The following is a 17249-nucleotide window of genomic DNA, read 5'->3' on the forward strand; positions in this document are numbered from 1 at the left end:
GCAACTCCAGACGCCTAAGAGGAAGCCCGGCGATGCCATTCGCCGGGCTTCAGCGCGTCCAGACGAGGAGCGCGATGCTCACGAGCGCCATGGCCATCACGCCTAGATCTCGGCCGCGCACCCGCCACTCGGGCAGCAAGGCGGAGGGAGGCGGAACTTCAAACAGCCGGCGCGCTTCCATGGCATCCGCCGTCGTTTCGCCGAATCGGAGCATGCGGATGACAAACGGCGCGATGACGTTCGCCACGTCCACGAGCGCCCGCGAGGTGCTAAGGAGACGGCCGGTGTTTTGCAGGCGGACCCGGTAGGCGTACCACTGTTCCCGGTAAATGACTTCGACCGCGGGGATGAACCGGGTGACAAGCGCGCCGAACCAACTGGCCAAAAGCCGCTGCCGGTGTGGCACGACGCGAGAAAGGGCGCCGTCGACGAGCGCCGCAAATTGGAGCGACGAAAATCGCGCGAGCGCCAGCTGGCCGATCTGCAAGAAGCACCAATACGGCACCACTTCAAGCAACGTGTGCTTCGCCGTGGCGGCATGAAAGGCCCAGAGCGCATGGAAGGGCGGTCCCAGCTGCAGGCCGCTCACGGCGCACGCTAGGGCGGCAAAGCTCACCCAGGTCCACGTCAGGCGCAGGCTCGTGCGCAGCGGCGCGCGCAGGGCGGCGAGCAGCGCAAGGGTGGCCAGCACGGCGACGAGATCGCCTGCAGGCCGGTGCACGAGCGCAATGGCGATGGTGATTGCGGTCAGCGACAGCCAGCGCAGGGCTGGGTGAAAGGCGCCCACACGGCTCTCAGCGCTGGCCTCCGGTGGCGGCATGTCCATGGAGGCGGACGCCAAGTCGCTGGAGGCGCCCGCAGCCGCGGGCACGGGCCCGGCTTCCTGGCTCAACGCCTCTTCGGAGCACCTCACTCCATCCTGCACAGCGGGTGACGCCAGGAGGCGGGCGGCGAGATCTTCCGGGCGACAGAGGCCAGGCTTTGGCCCGCCCGCGGACGCGATGGCCAGCGCCAGCCGCACCGACGGCGGAAGGGGGACGCCGTCTCGCTCCAAGGCCGCCGCGGATTCCGCGAAGGCCTGCGGCGTCCCGTCGAAGACGAGGCGGCCGTGGGCGAGCGCCAGTACGCGGGTGGCAGAAAACAGCGCCTCGTCGAGATCGTGCAGGGCCGTGATGGCAAGGCCGCCTTGTTGCACAAATCGCGCGATCTCGGCGAGCAGTTCGGCCCGAGACGGCGCGTCGAGCCCGCTCGTCGGTTCGTCGCAAAGGAGCACCTCGCCAGGCCGCGCGAGCGCCATGGCGTAGACAAACTTGCGCTGCATGCCGGTCGACATGCGGGACGGAAGATCGTCCGGCTGCAGATGGCCGAGGCCGAAGGGGGCGAGCCGCGGCACCACCCATTCGCCCCACCCGCGCCGGACGTCGGCGCTTGGCATCCGCAGGCTTGCGGCGAACTCGTCCGCGGCGGAAGTGGCAATGAGCAGCCGCTCCGGCGCTTGCGGGAGGTACGTTCGCCGCACGTCCGTGGCTCCTGCAGGCGCGCGGTATCGGATCTCGCCCGCCACGGGCTGCGACACGCCAGCCAGCGCGTCGAGGAGCGTCGACTTGCCCGAGCCGTTGTGCCCCACGAGCACAATCCACTCGCCGGCACAGGCTTCAAACGAGATATTCGACAGAATCGGCGCCTTTCTGCGCGCGAGAGTCGCCGATTTCACCTGCAACAGCACGCCGCCATCCCTCCACAAACTCGTCTTCTGTGAGCGGCGCGAAGTCCGCTCCGGTCGCTTCCCGGATCCGGCGCGCGGCTTGAACGAGGTACGGCGCCGCAAAGCCGAGATCGTCGCAAGGGGCTTGGCCGTCCGCTCCGTAAAAGAAGGCGCGGGGCGATATCGGCCCGCACATGGCGCCGTCCTTCACTACCACGACGGCGTCCGCCGCGAGCACGTCGTCCATGTCGTGCGTGACGAGGAGCACGGTTCGCCCGGTCTGCCCGAGCTGTCGGAACACGGCGCGCATGGAGACGCGCGCGTCGGGATCGAGCTCCGTCTGCGTCTCGTCCATCAGGAGCACGTCGGCCCCGGACGCGAGTGCGCCTGCCACCGCAAGTTTCGCCATTTCGCCGCCCGAAAGCGCGTCGACCGGGCGATCCAGCTGCACCTGGAGTCCGACGGTTTGCAGCCATTCGTGAATCTCGCTTCGAAGCGCGCGCCGGTCCGGTGCCGGATGGCCCAGGTGCGCGGCGCGCGCGGCGATGGCGACCGCGAGTTCCTCCTCGACCGTCTGCCCGACAAAGCTCGCCGCGGGCGGCTGAAAGCCCATCTGCACGCGCCACCTCGCTTCGCGCCACGGCTGACCGTGCACGTACATCTCGCCCTGAAACCGCGCCAATCCGACCAGGGCTCGAAAAAACGTGGTCTTACCGGCGCCATTTGGGCCCACGAACGCCACGATGCGCCCGCGGGCGATTTCACCGGACACGTCGCGCAAAACCGGCTTCGAAGCCCCAGGGGGCGAGACGGTCAGTCGCCGCCACGTGAGCGCGGGAGGTCCCATTTGGGCCGCGTCTTTGGGCCGCGTGGACACGTTCGAAGGTGAGTTCAACATGAGGCGCCCTCCGCTCGCATTCGAGGTTGTCTTTTGCTCCTATTGTCAACTATAATCCACTCGTAGGTTAACAATATCACATGGATTCGGAGGAGTGATCAAGTTCCATGGCCAAAGTTCGCGGTCTCATCTTCTGTGCGCTCTTCATCGCCATCTTCGCCGTGCTGAGCCTGGTTCAGATTCCGGTCGGCTCCGTGCCCATCACGCTCGAGACGCTTGTGGTGCAGGTGTGCGCCGGCTTGCTCGGGCCATGGTACAGCGCGCTGACCTTCGTGCTCCTCATTGTACTGGATCTCATCGGCCTGCCGCTCATCGGCGGTCACGCCGGTCCCAGCCTCATGCTCGGCCCGACGGCCGGCTACATCTGGGGCTGGCCGTTCTGCGCGCTCTTCGCGGGCCTCGCCATCTCGCGGGTGCGGCCCGGGTCGCGCGGCGAGATCGCCAAGCTCATCGCCATCTTGTTCGTGCTGGGCGATCTCGTCTGTTACATCCCGGGCGTGCTGTGGCTGCGGCACGTGGTGCCGTCGCTGCACCCGTGGGGCTCCGCGCTGGCAGGCGGCGTGTGGCCGTTTTTGCCCGGCGACTTCATCAAGAGCGTGCTGGCCGCCGTCATTGTGGCGCGAGTGCGTCGCGTCTATCCGACGGAGCGCATCCTCCGCGGCGAGCGGTATGCGGCGGAATCGAGTGCCGCGGAGTCCTGAGACCTAAGTGAGCTCGATGCATGGCGAGAAGGCCCGCGCCTTGTCTGAGGCGGCGGGCCTTCGTCGCGCTTTTTGCGAAGAGAAGGATTTTGCATTTAGAAGCACGAACTACATCGATACGCATGCTCCGCATGGGGGGCCGAAATCGATGCGGGCGTGGCTCAAGTGGCTCTTGTTGAAGCCGTTGGCGACCGAATATCGGCTGCTGGCGTACGTGGTCAGCATGCAGGTGGTGGTGCTGGCCATGGTGGCGGCCATTGTGTACGATGCCGCGGGCGGGGTGCACACGCTGGCGCATTGGGAACGAGCCATCGGGGTGGACAGCCTGCCCATTCTCCGCGCCATGGCCTCGCGTCCGCTTTATGTGACGCTTTGGATTGCAGGAATCGGCACCGCACTCCTCCTCGCTTTCTCCGCCTTTGCGTACCGCGAACTGTTTCTCGATCTGCGCCAAAAGCGGGACTTGCGCAGGCGCCTCGCGCACCAGTCGAGCCACGATGCGCTCACCGGGGTCCTCAATCGCGCCTACTTCATGGACTACTTCGAATACGCGGTGCGGGCAGCGGAGCGAGACGCGGATCGCCTCGCGCTTTTGTACATCGATCTCGACCGTTTCGAAGCGCTGAACGCCGCGTTCGGCTATCGCGCGGGCGACGACGTGCTGCGCGCCGTGGCTCGGGGGTGGCAGGCCGAAAAGCGCAGCGCGGACTGTTTGGCCCGCCTGGGCGGGGACGAGTTCGCCCTTCTCATGGCGCACGCCGGTCCGGAGCTGGATGTCCTCGCCGTGGCGAATCGGCTCATGGCTTCGTGCCGCGAAGTGGATGCGTGGGCGCATCGTTTCGATCTCGGCGCGTGTGTCGGGATCGCCTTCTTTCCCGAAGACGGCACCACCCCGGACGTGTTGCTGCGCAAGGCGGAGCTCGCGGTGCAGCGCGCGAAGCGGCGAGGGCGGCACCAGGTCTGCTTCTACCGGGAGTCCATTGCGGCGGCCATGTCGCGGGCGGATCGCCTGCGGAACGAATTGCCTCGCGCCATTGCACGGGGCGAGTTGTACGTGGTGTACCAGCCCGTCGTGGACGCGAAGTCGGGCGAGTTGGTGTCCGCGGAGGCGCTCGTGCGCTGGCGGCACAAGGAGTTCGGCGAATTGTCGCCAGGCGAGTTTCTCCCGGTTGCGGAGGAAGCGAGGCTGATGCCGGCCATCACCAGGCGCGTGATGGAGGAGGCCATCACCAGTCTCGCGGCGTGGCGGGAGAGCGGGCTGTCGCTCACCATCTCCTTGAACATCTCCGCGCAGGACTGCCAATTGTACGGCGATCTCGTCGACGACCTCTCGCGCGCGGTCGCCGAGCACGGCGTGAAGCCGGAAGACGTCGAGATCGAGCTGACGGAGCAGTCGCTGATGGAGCACGCGGCGGAGGATTTGGTCCGGTCGCTGTGTCAACGAGGCTTTCGCATCGCGCTCGACGACTTTGGCACGGGGTACGCGTCGCTCGCGTATCTGCGGCGGTTTCAGGTGACCCGGATCAAAATTGACCGGAGTTACGTGGCGCGCCTGTACACAAATGAGTACTATGAGCGGCTGATTCGCGCCGTGATGGCGCTTGCGAGTGAACTGGGGCTCGAGGTCACTGCAGAAGGCGTGGAGACCGCGGAGCAGGAGGCACTCCTGCGGGCGATAGGCGTGAACAGGCTGCAGGGCTTTCGCTACGGTCGGCCTGTGACCGCGTCGGCCCTGCAGGAGATGGCGGCGGGCCATACAGATCCGCTTTAGTGGAGATGGGCGAAAGGTGCGCCGATGAGACGGGGGTATCGGGCGTTGGCGGATTTGGCATACCCAAGCGCGTTGAAGCGATATGTGGCCCTTCTGGTCGTGAAGAAATTTTCCCGAGCATTGTGTTTTTATACGGCGTCGTTGCCTCGCTCTTCATGGTGCTTACCATGCGGCCGATCTGTTTGGCCAAAGGGACAGGATGCCATCCATCAGGGGTGCAGTTGATGGAAAAGGCCCGCCGGGCTCAGGCGAGCCTGTCGGGCCGTCATGCCCAGAACCCCACGTACTGAGTCTCGTTTTCAAAGCCCCACACAATCCAAATGATGTTGTACACGAAAGGGACCAGTATCCACCACACGTTCGCGCCGCTGTGCCCAAACGCGCGGCACAACTTCACCTGCCAGATGATGAAGAAGATCACGTTGACGATGGGCAAGAGCAAAATCAGCAGCCACCATGCGCTCTTCTGAATCATCTTGAGTTGCAGGACGAGGTTCAGGACAGGCACCCAGGCGAACCAGGCAATGCTCGCGAGTCCAGCTTTTTTTGCGAGTCGGTAAAAGGCTATGGATGTGAGAATATAAAGTGCGATGTAAATGAGGTACATAAGGACCAGCACTCAATCACCCCCTTCCATCGGCTGCAACGGCCTCAAAAGTAAACTTATGCTCGCACTCCCATCTTATGAAATTTCCATCCGCATGCCTAGGGGGCTGCATCTTTGATGGAATGACACTGAAGGTCACACCAAAGCGACCCGGTGCGGCCGCATGATAAACACAGGGGGAGTGAGATCGACTTGCTTGACTGAAGTGATAAAATCAGTCTAGTATTCAATTGATCAATTGAATAATGGTGGTGGGATGATGATCAATTCCCGTCCTTTCAAAACCGCTGTGTACGCTGAATTGGCTCGCCTGGGAAAAGCCTTGTCCAGTCCGTTGCGGGTTGAACTGTTGGACTTGTTGTCCAACGGGCCGAAGTCTGTGGAGAGATTGGCTCGCGAAACACTGCAAAGTGTGGCCAACGTCTCGCAGCATCTGCAGACGCTGCTCGAATGTCGGCTGGTGAAGTTTGAGAAGAGGGGCAATCTGTCGATCTACCAGTTATCCGATTCGAAAGTTGAAGATCTCATCTTGCAATTTCAGCGGGTTGGGGAGTGGCTCTATTCCGATATTGTCCGGCTACGCGACGAGTGGACGGCTGCGCTTGAGGCGCAGGATGTCATGGACATGAGCGAATTGACGTCGCTTATCGGGGGTCCCGATGTGGTGGTGGTCGACGTGCGTCCCAGGGATGAATACGAATACGACCATATTCCCGGAGCGTTCTCGATCCCCATCGATGAACTGGAATCGAAGATTTCCGAACTGCCTCGCGACAAGCGAATCGTGGTGTATTGCCGCGGTCACTACTGTTTGTACGCGCCAGAGGCCGTACACCTTCTTCGGCGCCACGGTTTCGACGTGGTTCGGCTCGATGACGGGGTTCGCGAGTGGAATCGTCTCGCTCATGCGAACTGAACGAATGTTGTCAGGCATGCAATCCGTGAGGTCTGCGACACTTTGGCAGAAGCCAGGTGGGAGGAGATCAGCATGATTTTTCGGCACTATCTCCATGAGGATCCGATTTCCATCTCGTATCTGTTCGGCTGCGGTAGCAAGAGCGAGGGGATTGTCCTCGATCGCGTGGGCGATGTCGAGTGGTACATCCGTGAGGCTCAGCACCTTCACACACCCGGTCACACGCCTGAGCACATCTCACTTCTGGGCACGGATCTACGGCTCAGTGAAGCACCGTAGTTTGTTGTCGCAAGCGGGAGCGTGTATCGAACACGCCCCCATTCCGCACTTGCCTGAAGCAGGGATACACGATGTCGACTCGACAGTTGCAACTGGGCTTACGCCCTAACATTGGCCAATTTACTTTACTCGCAATCAACAATGCGTTTGTGGGCGCCATGCTCGGCATCGAACGAACTGTGATTCCAGTTCTCGGCCAGCGAACGTTTCACTTGGCTTCACTGGCCGTACTCCTCTCCTTTATTATGTCATTTGGTCTCGTCAAAGGCCCCCTGAATCTCGTCGCTGGTCAACTGGGTGACCGGTGGGGGAGAAAGCCGGTCCTGATCTTAGGTTGGCTGTTCGCAATTCCAGTACCGCTGTTTGTCATTTTTGCGCCGTCATGGACGTGGGTGGTTCTGGCGAATCTTCTTCTCGGAGCGAACCAAGGGTTCGCGTGGTCCATGACCGTCACCAGTAAGGTCGACCTGGTCGGACCTAAGCGTAGAGGATTGGCCCTCGGCGTGAATGAATTTACAGGCTACATAGGGGTATCTCTGATTAGCACCGGTGCGGGATTCCTAGCTTCGACTTATGGTCCAAGACCGGCGCCCTTTCTACTCTCTGAGGCGATCGCGCTCGTTGGCCTGATGATGGCTCTTGTGACCATCCGAGAAACGTTGCCGTTCGCAAGGCTTGAGTTGCAGGCACATCCGCATCCCACGGAATCAAGTGAAATGCTGTCTCTCGGCAAGGTATGGAGATTGGTGAGTTTCCAGGACAAGACGTTGTTCGCGTTGAGTCAGGCTGGACTCGTGAATAAGCTCAGCGATACGGCGATTTGGGGACTGGTACCGGTCGAGATGGCGAACGCTCATATGACGGATGCCCAGATTGGACTGGTGAGCGGCATCTATACATTTACGTGGAGTGTCTTGCAACTCGGCTCAGGGGCTTTCAGTGATCGAATCGGGCGGAAATTCCCGATTGTACTCGGGCAGTTGGTCAATGCAGCCGGCACCGCCCTCATACTTGTCGCTCAGTCGTTTGCAGCCTGGGTCACGATGGCCGTGCTCATGGGCGTCGGCACTGCGTTGGTCTATCCGGTGCTGCTGTCAGCGGTTGGTGATGCCTCGCATCCATCCTGGCGCGGTGCGGCGTTGGGGGTTTATCGCATGTGGCGCGACGGGGGATACGCAGTGGGCGGAATTTTGTTGGGGTTTGGTGCAGACCTGTTGGGGATCCGGAGTACCTTTGCATTGCTGTCCATTGTGGTGTTCTTGTCCGGGATCGTCGTCATGATTCTCATGAGGGAAACCCTACGCGCCGAATGACGTACCTTGTGAAGCGGTTCATATGTCTCACTCAGGAAGTGTTCATGCGGTGCGTGAGACCTGTGGGACGGATGATCGGCAGGATCGTCGGGAGAAAGCTCGAAAGGATCGTGGTGAATCGCGAGGGCGGAGGAGGGAGGGCGTGGGCATGGAATCACCGCTTGTAGCCCGGGAGGCGGAGCGCATCGCCCAGGGCTTCGACAGGATGGAGGATCTCACCACGCAAGGGCAGGACGCGCACGAAGACGCGCAGGCGCTCGTGTACCGGCCGCCGCGCATTGCGCGCCCGGTGCCCGGGTATCAGTGGCATGGCGCGCTGGGGCGCGCGCAGGCCATCATCCGGGTGCCGCGCGACTGGAACGGCAAACTCGTCATCGGCGGAACGCCCGCCGTCCGATCGGAATTCGCGCTGGACCACCTCGTATCGGACATCGTGCTGCAGAGGGGCTACGCCTACGCCGCCTGCGATAAGGCGACGCCCGGCCCTTCTTTGCGCGATCCCGCCCGTTCCATGACCGAATGGGAGCAGGCGTACGTGCACCTGATCGAGGTGACCAAGCGTGCGTTCGCCCTGCGTTTCGCGCAGGTGCCGCTTCGCACCTACGTGCTCGGCGTGTCGAACGGCGGTTACGTGGCGCGCATCTTGGCCGAGCGGCATGCGGGCGAGATCGACGGCGTCGTCGACTGGGAGGGTGTGCACTGGGATCCGGAGGGACAGCACCTTTTGAAAACGCTTCCGGCATGGATCGCCGGGTTCGCTGCATATGCGCGGGCCGAGGGTGCCGAGCGAAATCGCCTGGGGGATCGCCTTGTGGAACTTGGGCTCCCGCCCGGCGCCGAGCGTCACTGGTCCATCTACTACCAGATGTACTGGCTCGTGACGCTCTGGCTCTACGGGCGCAATCTGGATCCCGACTGGCCAATCTTCGCCTTCCCTTGGTCGAACGACTGGCTGGGCGATCCGTCCGCCCTTGCGGCCTATCCAGCCGAGGAGCGGGCTTCGGGCGTCGCGTCCCGCATCCGCCCCATCGCCAACACCGGCCGGATTGGCGTGCCCGTGCTCACGGTGGCGGGAAATTGGGACTGCCTCTTGCCCTTTGCCCATCATCAGGCGGCGTACGCCGAGAAGGTCGCCGCGTCCGGCTGCGCGCACCTGCACCGGCTGTACGAGATCGATCGGGGCAATCACGTGGACGGGCTGTTGCGGCTGGATCGCGGCGACGAACAGCCGGTCTTTCCGTATTTTGAAGCGGCGTTCACGCGCCTCGAGCGGTGGGTGGAGCGCGGCGAGGAGCCGCCGCCAGGCGGCCTGTACCGCACGGTTGACGTTCTCGCAGCAGGCGCGGAACTGTACGCAGACACCAATTTGGAGGCGTGATGAAGATGGAGATTTCTTTGCAAGGGCGTGTCGCCGTCGTCACCGGTGCCGCGAGTGGGATTGGGCTCGCCGTCGCCACGGCCATGGCCGAAGCGGGGGCGAGCGTGGTGTTGTCAGACCTGCGCCAGGATGCGGCCGAAGCGCAGGCACAGGCCCTGCGGCAGCGCGGACTGGAGGTGACGGCCATTGCGGCGGACGCCTCGGACGAGGGCGAGATCGACCGGCTGTTCACGCAGGCGGAAGCGCAGTATGGCCGCGTGGATATTGTCGTCAATAACGCGGGCATGCAGCACGTGGCGCCCATCGAGACGTTTCCGACGGATGTGTTTCGCAAGATGGTGGACCTGATGCTCACGGGGCCGTTCTTGAGCATCAAGCGGGCGCTGCCCGGGATGAAGGCGCGCGGGTATGGTCGGATTCTCAATATGGCCTCGATCAACGGCCTCGTCGGGTTTGCCGGCAAGGCCGCGTACAACGCGGCAAAACACGGTCTCATCGGCCTGACGAAGGTGGCGGCGCTCGAGGCGGCCGAGCACGGTGTGACGGTGAACGCGCTCTGCCCTGGCTATGTGGACACGCCGCTCGTACGCAACCAGCTGGATGATCTCGCCCGCACGCGCAACGTCCCCGTGGAGCAGGTGTTGGAGGACGTGATTTATCCGCTCGTGCCGCAGAAGCGCTTGCTCGCGCCCGAGGAGGTGGCGCACTACGCCGTGTTCCTGGCGTCCGATCTCGCCGCGTCTGTCACGGGCCAGGCCGTCGTGATGGATGGGGGATACGTGGCGCAGTAAGGGATTTGTCTTCGGCGCTTTCCATCGGTTAAGATGGCTGTAGAATCGATGCGGTGATGGAGCTCACCGGAACCGCCCGCGACGGGCTGATGGCTCCTGCGATGCACGGACGCTTTCCTGGATGCGTCTGCGCGTGGCAGGAGCTATTTTCATGCGGAGAGAAGGGGGAGAAGGGCTTGGGCGAATGGAAAAAGATTGCCGCCGTGCTGATTGGCGGCGCGTTGGGCGGCGGGCTGCGCGATCTCGTCGACATCGCCGTGGGCCAGGTGCACCTGTTCCCGCTAGGCATCTTCGTGATCAACCTCACGGGTGCTTTTTTGCTCGGCGTGATTCAACAGCTTGCCGTGCGACACGCGTTTCCGCATTGGCTGGTAGCGGGCCTCGGTCCGGGCGTCATGGGCGGGTACACGACGTTTTCCACGTTTGCGGTTGGCGCGTGGGAGGCGCTGCGCCTTGCGCCGTGGCAAGGCGCGCTGTACGTGATCTTAACCGCTGTGCTGGGACCCTTATGCGCGTGGCTCGGGACGAAAGTTGTGCCCGCAAAGGCCACGCCTGAAGAGGAATGGGAAGCCGAAGAGGAGGTCTCGCTGTGAACGACGCCGTGCTTTGGTTGACCACGGGCGGATCGGCCATTGGGGCGGTCCTTCGCTACCTCGTGGGCCAGTGGATCGGCAAAGTGAACAAGACCCCCTTTCCATGGGGGACGTGGATCATCAACATGGTGGGCACGTTGTGCCTGGCTATCTTCACGGCTCGCCTGGCGCACGAAGATCCGCACCTTTTCGTCTTTCTCGGGGCGGGTTTTTGCGGCGGATTTACCACGTTTTCGAGCATGTCAACGGAGACAGTGGCGCTGTGGAGAGTGAGCCGCACGCTCGCCGTGACGTACGTAGCATCGTCTGTCATCTTGGGACTCGTCATCGCCGCCCTGGTGGACCTTTGGCTGCCACAGGCGGTCTGACCTGCGGCGCGCGAACCCTCAGCTCATACCGAAAGGCTTGACGTGGAGAGGCGGGCATGATAGTCTGGCGGACTTTACGAGGGCAAGCGTCGCTCGGCTGCGGTCAAACGCGATATCATGCCCGCGGAGGCTCCATGTCAAGCCCTGATCGCCGATATCGACGCCGCTCCGTGCACATTGAACAACATTCTCGGTTTTGGGGTGTCCACAAACTTCCTGAATCCGTGACAGGGCCGATGGAAAGAGGCTGATGTGTGTTCTCGCAAGCCCATTCACTGCGATTTCACGGATGTACATTCAATGTCGAATTTGAGGAATGAACGGATCCAGCTTCCTGGCCCGGTTTGGACGGGGTTTCATCCCCACTAGGTGGCCATCTCTCAGGTACTTTTTGACCGTGTTCTTGGAATGGCCAGTCTCTCGGGCAATTGTACGCCAACCCTTTCCTTCTGCCTGCAAACCCTGTAATCTTAACACAGACCCACCTCGTAACATTTGGATTTCCCCTTCGACAACATTCGCCAGTTATCGATGGGAGATATTCAACGCAGGTGGGTCAATTTCATTCCGACGTTACTGGGTCAATTTTAACCCGGCGGTCACAAAAGCGAAGGTTTCACCACTGTCACATCGAAAGAAGCCGATGCCATCGGTGATTGCACAAGCCCCCACGAGCATGCCTGCCATCGTTTGCGATGCGAAGTACCTCCTTTGCTGCACACAGACGACCCATCCTCGATTAAGAGATAGTGACGGGAATCGATATCCATTGAACCTTCTTGCCATGAACCAGGAGATAGGACGACGGCGTCGATCCGATGACCAGATAACCTTCACCGCGCTCCATGGTTCGCAGAATGACACAATCTCGATAGGGAGCCGGCTCAAACTGATAGAAGCCGCCCGGGTCTCCGTACTTCCGGTCCAAATCAGCGCCGAGTTCAACTACGTCTCCCGTTTCTGTCAAGACAATGTCCTGATGAAGATGAAGCGACAGGTGCGATGGGAGATTGGACACGTCGATCACATCGGGATGGCGCTGAACAAGATGCGTGTGAATGTCGATGAGCATCTGACCAGGACGAACAACCGGTGTTGAGGTCGGTGACTTCGCTGTGACACGACCGTTGTGGAACGTCACGAGGAGCGGGCTTCCCACGCCGAGTGACATGGGTTCAATGATCATGGCTTGTGAACCGTAGGGCAGGATGACCGCGTTATCCATGGCCGCATGGTAAATCTCTTCTATCGGTTTTCCACTCAGCACTCTGAACACGTCCAACTGGTTGGTACCATAGTCGGGATGCCAGTTGATCCACGTCCAGGAGACCAGCGCAGGGCTTCCGGGATCCTCGAAAATCCGCACGTTGCACATGTCCGCCCGCGAATGGCTGATGGACCTCATGAGTTTCCACCCGTCTGTCGTGCGTTCGAAAAGCTCGAAACGCTGGCCATATGGCGTCCAATCCAACTGCGGGATGAGGTGTCCCTTTTGCGCCAGCAGCCGAGCATAGACATCTCCGTCCGAGGAAAGCGACGAGTGCACGCTCACCATGCCCTTTGGAACAGGCGGCATGGCTGTGTCGGACGACGCTTCCATACCCGGGGCGGATGTTGAATGCGGCCGTGTGGCAAACCCGATGAATACACCGGTCATGGCGGCAAGTGCACCAATGAAAATTGAGCTTACAAGACCTCGGCGTGATCTTTTCATATCGCATTCACCCCTGTTAAAGATAGTTGAACGTCAGAAATCAATATGCCGGTGGATGGAGATAGGCACTAACCCTATAGAAACTTACGCTTAGGCGAGAGTGAGTGTTGGGATATAGGGTTGATAAAGGTACATTGCACCTATTATTAGTGTGGGAGGATACGAAAATCGTGCCCCAATCAGGCGTCCCGCTAACATTTGTAACGATTTCAACGTGTCCTGCACCAGATGAATCCAACATCACATCGCCCAGCGCCACACTGTTCACCGACTCCACGTACATTTGCACGCCATAATAGCCAGGCCATAGCCGCGGCCACCGACAAGGCTGCGAACGGAATAGCCTTCATGGTTCGAATCCTCCCCATTACAAAAAGTAGATAAAAGATGATCGGATCATAATTTGATAATCCATAATTGTCAATATCCAAGTTTTTGAGGGATTATTCACCTAATTATGAGGGGTGGCTCCCAATATGATTCATCAATCTTCAAAAATCAGGCCCATTTCTGGTGAGTAACTTTCTTTGAGAAGCAGACGATGTCGGCAAAACTGCCGAAGCGATGCTTGAGGACTGAATTCGTCGTGAAGCGAGCCTATCACAACGGGATGCCGCTCGATGCAGATGTCCAAGCCAGGGAGCTTCTATTCCTTCCTGATCCTATTATTTCTTTCATGGAAGTCAAGCACTTAGAGTGAAAAGAGAGGAAATCGTGTGGAGGAAACCAAATGCGCGCGCAGTCCCCGTGGACACCACCCTGATTTGAGGAATGCGCGCGCATGGGTGACAAGCTGATCATAGCATGGGTGGCGAGAATGTGGGGAGGTAATTGTTGATTTCAAAATAAATAAGTTGGTTCTGTTAGCGAAGGCTTCCTATCGGCGGTGCGTCTCCAGATGGAGCACATTGCGCCGCTTGAACACGAACATGCGCATGAACACGTACGAGACGGACGACGAGACGAACATCGCCCCGCCCTTGGCGAGGTTGCTCCCCAGCATGTAGGGGAGCCCGCGATGCGTGACCAGGTAGTCGTTCGCGCCCACCAAAATCGCGTCGTTCAGCACGAGATTGATGAGCGACTGAACGGCAAACTTCATCTTCTCCCGGCGCGATCCCGTCGCAATGTCGCCGAAGGTCCAGAATCGGTTCCACAGGTAGCTGTTGCAGATGGCCGCGATTACGCCGATGGTGTTGTACGCCGTCAGCACAAGCGATGACCTCGTCGGAAACGCCAGCAAAAGTGCGTTTAATACGCCGAGATCGACGGCCGCGTTCATCACGCCGACGAGCAAAAACTTGAAGTAACGCCGCACATAGCGGTAGACGACGCGCACCGCGTACACCATTTGACCCCTCTTTTGTTGTCCTTCTCTGTCATCCCCAGACTTCGTGCGCAATCTCGACGACGTGGCGCAGCTTGGCCCACTGTTCGTCCTCGGTCAGGAGGTTTCCCTCTTCCGTCGACGCAAAGCCGCACTGTGGGCTCAGGCAAAGCTGCTCGATCGGGACGTAGCGCGTCGCCTCGTCAATTCGCCGCTTGACCTCGTCTTTGTCCTCGAGCGCTCCGTGTTTGCTGGTGATGAGACCGAGCACGATGGTAAGCGACTTGCGGTTCACAAACCGGAGCGGCTCGAACCCGCCCGCCCGCTCTGTATCGTATTCGAGGAAGAAACCGTCGATGTCGAGTTTCTGGAACAACGTCTCTGCGACGGGTTCGTACCCACCGGACGAAATCCAGGTGGAGCGGAAGTTTCCACGGCAGATGTGCATGGTGATGGTCATGTCCGCGGGCTTCGCCTCGAGCGCCTTGTTGATGGTCTCCGCATACTTGGCCTCAAGCCGCTTCGGGTCCCAGCCCTTGGCCATCATCTGCTGCTTCTGCTCGTCCGAGCATAGATACGCCCAGGCGGTGTCGTCGAGCTGCAGATAGCGGCAGCCCACGTCGTAGAATGCGCGGATGGCGTCCTGGTAGGCCAGGGCGAGATCGTGGAACATCTCGTCCTCGTCTCGGTACACGCCATCCGCCAGTTCGCCGCGGAAGTGCAGCATGCTCGGGCTCGGGATGGTCATCTTCGCCACGTGTTCTCCCGCGATGTCATGCAGGAAGCGGAAATGCGCGAGCATCGGGTGACCTTTTGGGAAACCCAGCTTGCCGACCACGCGGATGGCGCGGGGGCGGGTGGTCACGTTGTGGAACTGAATGCCGCCCTGCTCGGGCTCGTAACCCTGCACGCCCTCGAGGTGCTCGAGGAAGTCGAAGTGCCACCACGAGCGGCGCAGTTCGCCATCGGTGACGGCGGCGAGCCCAATGTCCTTTTGCTTGGCGACAATCTGGCGGATGGCGTCGTTTTCCACAGCCGTGAGGGTGTCCTGGTCGATCTCGCCGGCAAAAAAGCGCCGGCGCGCCTCCTTGACAGGCTCGGGGCGGAGCAGGCTCCCCACTTGATCCGCGCGGAACGGCGGCTTGTGGCCGAGATTTGCGTGTGACATGGCGATCATCCTCGTCGTTCAAGATTTCGTGTTGGACGAGGTCATCGTACCACAAACGTGCGTGCTTTGGCTTCGGAGACTTCGCGCTGCGCGGGCACATGGCTCACCGCCGGCGCGGGGTGAGACAGCGGGCGCCCCTTGCCCGTCACTGCCATGGCGACGGAAGCTGACAACATGGCGCAGCCGATGACGAGCACGACGTCCGCGGTGTGATGCAGGGCGGCCAAGAGCGAAATGCGCTCCGCCTTTGCGAGCAGCGCGGCACCCGCGAGCTGCTCTGCTTTCGCAAGCGATCCCGTCTTGAGCTCGAAAGCCGCCACCAGCTTCTGATACGCGTACAGCGCGCTCGGCTGGAACAGCGTGGCGTGATCGCGCTGGTGTTCATAGGCGACGGCGGCGCTTCTGGCCATCCACCAGCCTGCGAAGGACGGGGCCAGGGCGCCAGCGAGGTTTCTGTGGAAGTGGAGCGAGCAGGATCGCAGCCGCGCTTCGTGGAGATCGCCAGCGAGTGCGGTGGTGAGCGCGCCCATGATGAGCACGAGCCCGATGAGGCAGAGCGCCACGGCCATTTCGCAGCTGACGCGGGTGACAGAAACGCCGGAGGTTTGCTCTCGCCACAGCCAGCCGACGGCGAGAACGCCGACCGATCCGATTGCGCCAAGGACGCCTGGGCCGACCACGGGATGTAGCCACATTGCCGCGACGGCCACGACGACCAAACAGCCGACGAAGAGGAGAGCGGCTGTCAGCCACTGGCGGGAAGCGGCATCATCCAATGCTTGCAGCCACTGGTACCCTGCGACGAGCACGAAGATGAGTGCGACGTGGGACAAAATGGCCATGGTCGCACCCGAAATCTGGCGCACGGTGTGGATGGCCCTGTACTGCACGAGCGGGGCGCGCGACTGGGTCTCCCAGGCTATCCAGATGAGAAAGAGGAGCGCCCCGGTGAGGAACCAAGGCCAGACACTTGTTGCGCCGAGGCCCGCGAACCGAATCTGGACCAGGGGCGGAGCAAGGGAGGCGGCCATCGCGGCAAGGAGCAGCGTGCCAGGGAAGTCCCACCGGGCCCCGGGCGCGTTCGGTTCGTGGGGCAACGACAGAAGTCCGAGGACGATTCCCAGTGCTGACAGGAGCCCCGCAATCGCAAAGACCCAGCGCCAGGACGTCACCAGAAGGGCGACGGCGCCGACGACGGTGCCGAGGGCCGACATGCCGTACAGGCCGCCGATGGCGTAGGCGATGAAGCGGCCGCGAATGGGCGCTGGGAACGAGGTGAGGCTCACGGGCAGGGTAGTGAGAAAGAGACTGCCCGCGGCGACACCTTCGACCGTGCGGCTGATGGCGAAGACCCGCGGATTGGGCGCCGTAGCCGACAGCGCGCAGGCTGCGAGGAACAGCGCGGCGAGCGGCAGATAGGTTTGCCTCAATCCGAACCGCTGCGTGAGCCGCAGCCCGATGGGCACGCAGGCGGCAAACCCCAGATTGGACAACGTCGCGGCGAGTGCGAAGGCGCGCGAGCCTTCGGCAAGCCCCGACTGAAGCAGCGACTGATCCAGGATGGAAGACACGTTGGCGATGTACTGGGGACCAAACGAAAGCGCCGTGGCGGCGAGAATCATGGCGAGACGCGCGTTCGGGCGCACATGTGCACTTAGGGCTTCCATGGTGGACTCCTTTCGGTTTCGTGAGTACTGGCTGTTCAAGCGAATCCCATTGT

The 17249-nt window shown here is 61.4% G+C and carries 16 protein-coding genes and 1 riboswitch; of the genes, 9 read left to right on the plus strand and 7 right to left on the minus strand.

Translation table 11 applies throughout. From position 1 onward, the window contains the following. Window positions 1–49: 49 nt before the first annotated feature. Complete coding sequence (locus TC41_RS01355) at window positions 50–1726, minus strand: ATP-binding cassette domain-containing protein (protein WP_081462222.1); 1677 nt, start codon at window positions 1724–1726, stop codon at window positions 50–52. Then, window positions 1656–2603 carry an ABC transporter ATP-binding protein gene (locus tag TC41_RS01360; RefSeq protein ID WP_014463185.1) on the minus strand — a complete coding sequence of 316 codons (948 nt, stop codon included), beginning with the start codon at window positions 2601–2603 and terminating at the stop codon, window positions 1656–1658. The genes TC41_RS01355 and TC41_RS01360 overlap by 71 nt, the downstream gene beginning before the upstream one ends. Window positions 2604–2710: 107 nt before the next feature. Here TC41_RS01360 and TC41_RS01365 point away from each other — a divergent pair, with 107 nt between their 5' ends. Next, on the plus strand, window positions 2711–3304 hold the full coding sequence (locus TC41_RS01365) for a biotin transporter BioY (protein ID WP_014463186.1): 594 nt from the start codon (window positions 2711–2713) through the stop codon (window positions 3302–3304). Between the two features lie 148 nt (window positions 3305–3452). Next, window positions 3453–5075: a putative bifunctional diguanylate cyclase/phosphodiesterase gene (locus tag TC41_RS01370; protein ID WP_148260090.1), complete on the plus strand. Its 1623-nt coding sequence runs from the start codon at window positions 3453–3455 to the stop codon at window positions 5073–5075. Between the two features lie 265 nt (window positions 5076–5340). Here TC41_RS01370 and TC41_RS01375 read toward each other — a convergent pair whose 3' ends face one another. After that, window positions 5341–5694: a DUF5684 domain-containing protein gene (locus tag TC41_RS01375; protein WP_148260091.1), complete on the minus strand. Its 354-nt coding sequence runs from the start codon at window positions 5692–5694 to the stop codon at window positions 5341–5343. 226 nt (window positions 5695–5920) lie between these two features. Between TC41_RS01375 and TC41_RS01380 the strand changes: the two genes are divergently transcribed. The 7 genes from TC41_RS01380 to crcB all read left to right on the plus strand — a co-directional run bounded on the left by TC41_RS01380 (window position 5921) and on the right by crcB (window position 11320). Further along, a complete protein-coding gene (locus TC41_RS01380; RefSeq protein ID WP_237699996.1) occupies window positions 5921–6598 on the plus strand; it encodes an ArsR/SmtB family transcription factor in 678 nt (225 codons plus the stop codon). 72 nt (window positions 6599–6670) lie between these two features. After that, complete coding sequence (locus tag TC41_RS01385; RefSeq protein ID WP_014463191.1) at window positions 6671–6877, plus strand: hypothetical protein; 207 nt, start codon at window positions 6671–6673, stop codon at window positions 6875–6877. A gap of 86 nt (window positions 6878–6963) precedes the next feature. Then, window positions 6964–8190, plus strand: a complete 1227-nt coding sequence (locus tag TC41_RS01390) for an MFS transporter (protein ID WP_237699997.1) — start codon at window positions 6964–6966, stop codon at window positions 8188–8190. A 148-nt stretch (window positions 8191–8338) separates the two neighbouring features. Beyond that, window positions 8339–9568 (plus strand): alpha/beta hydrolase, encoded by a 1230-nt coding sequence (locus TC41_RS01395; RefSeq protein ID WP_237699998.1) that lies wholly within the window; start codon window positions 8339–8341, stop codon window positions 9566–9568. A 5-nt stretch (window positions 9569–9573) separates the two neighbouring features. Then, on the plus strand, window positions 9574–10359 hold the full coding sequence (locus TC41_RS01400) for a 3-hydroxybutyrate dehydrogenase (protein ID WP_041695619.1): 786 nt from the start codon (window positions 9574–9576) through the stop codon (window positions 10357–10359). Between the two features lie 43 nt (window positions 10360–10402). Then, window positions 10403–10465, plus strand: a riboswitch (Fluoride riboswitch). A 70-nt stretch (window positions 10466–10535) separates the two neighbouring features. Continuing rightward, a complete protein-coding gene (locus TC41_RS01405) occupies window positions 10536–10952 on the plus strand; it encodes a fluoride efflux transporter FluC (protein WP_041695621.1) in 417 nt (138 codons plus the stop codon). Further along, window positions 10949–11320, plus strand: coding sequence for a fluoride efflux transporter CrcB (crcB, locus tag TC41_RS01410; RefSeq protein ID WP_014463196.1), 372 nt, complete (start codon window positions 10949–10951; stop codon window positions 11318–11320). The genes TC41_RS01405 and crcB overlap by 4 nt, the downstream gene beginning before the upstream one ends. 739 nt (window positions 11321–12059) lie before the next feature. Here the strand turns inward: crcB and TC41_RS01415 are convergent. The 4 genes from TC41_RS01415 to TC41_RS01430 form a co-directional block, all read right to left on the minus strand. Next, entirely contained in the window at window positions 12060–12920 is an 861-nt protein-coding gene (locus tag TC41_RS01415) for a hypothetical protein (RefSeq protein WP_014463198.1), read from the minus strand. 991 nt (window positions 12921–13911) lie between these two features. Beyond that, the gene (locus tag TC41_RS01420) at window positions 13912–14385 is read right to left on the minus strand and encodes a GtrA family protein (RefSeq protein WP_014463200.1); all 474 of its coding nucleotides are present in this window, start codon (window positions 14383–14385) and stop codon (window positions 13912–13914) included. Window positions 14386–14413: 28 nt separating this feature from the next. After that, the gene (locus TC41_RS01425; protein ID WP_041694867.1) at window positions 14414–15529 is read right to left on the minus strand and encodes a 5-methyltetrahydropteroyltriglutamate--homocysteine S-methyltransferase; all 1116 of its coding nucleotides are present in this window, start codon (window positions 15527–15529) and stop codon (window positions 14414–14416) included. Between the two features lie 41 nt (window positions 15530–15570). After that, on the minus strand, window positions 15571–17196 hold the full coding sequence (locus TC41_RS01430) for an MFS transporter (protein ID WP_158306707.1): 1626 nt from the start codon (window positions 17194–17196) through the stop codon (window positions 15571–15573). Between the last annotated feature and the right edge of the window lie 53 nt (window positions 17197–17249).

Origin of the sequence: Alicyclobacillus acidocaldarius subsp. acidocaldarius Tc-4-1 (assembly GCF_000219875.1) — a bacterium.
Lineage (GTDB): Bacteria > Bacillota > Bacilli > Alicyclobacillales > Alicyclobacillaceae > Alicyclobacillus > Alicyclobacillus acidocaldarius_A.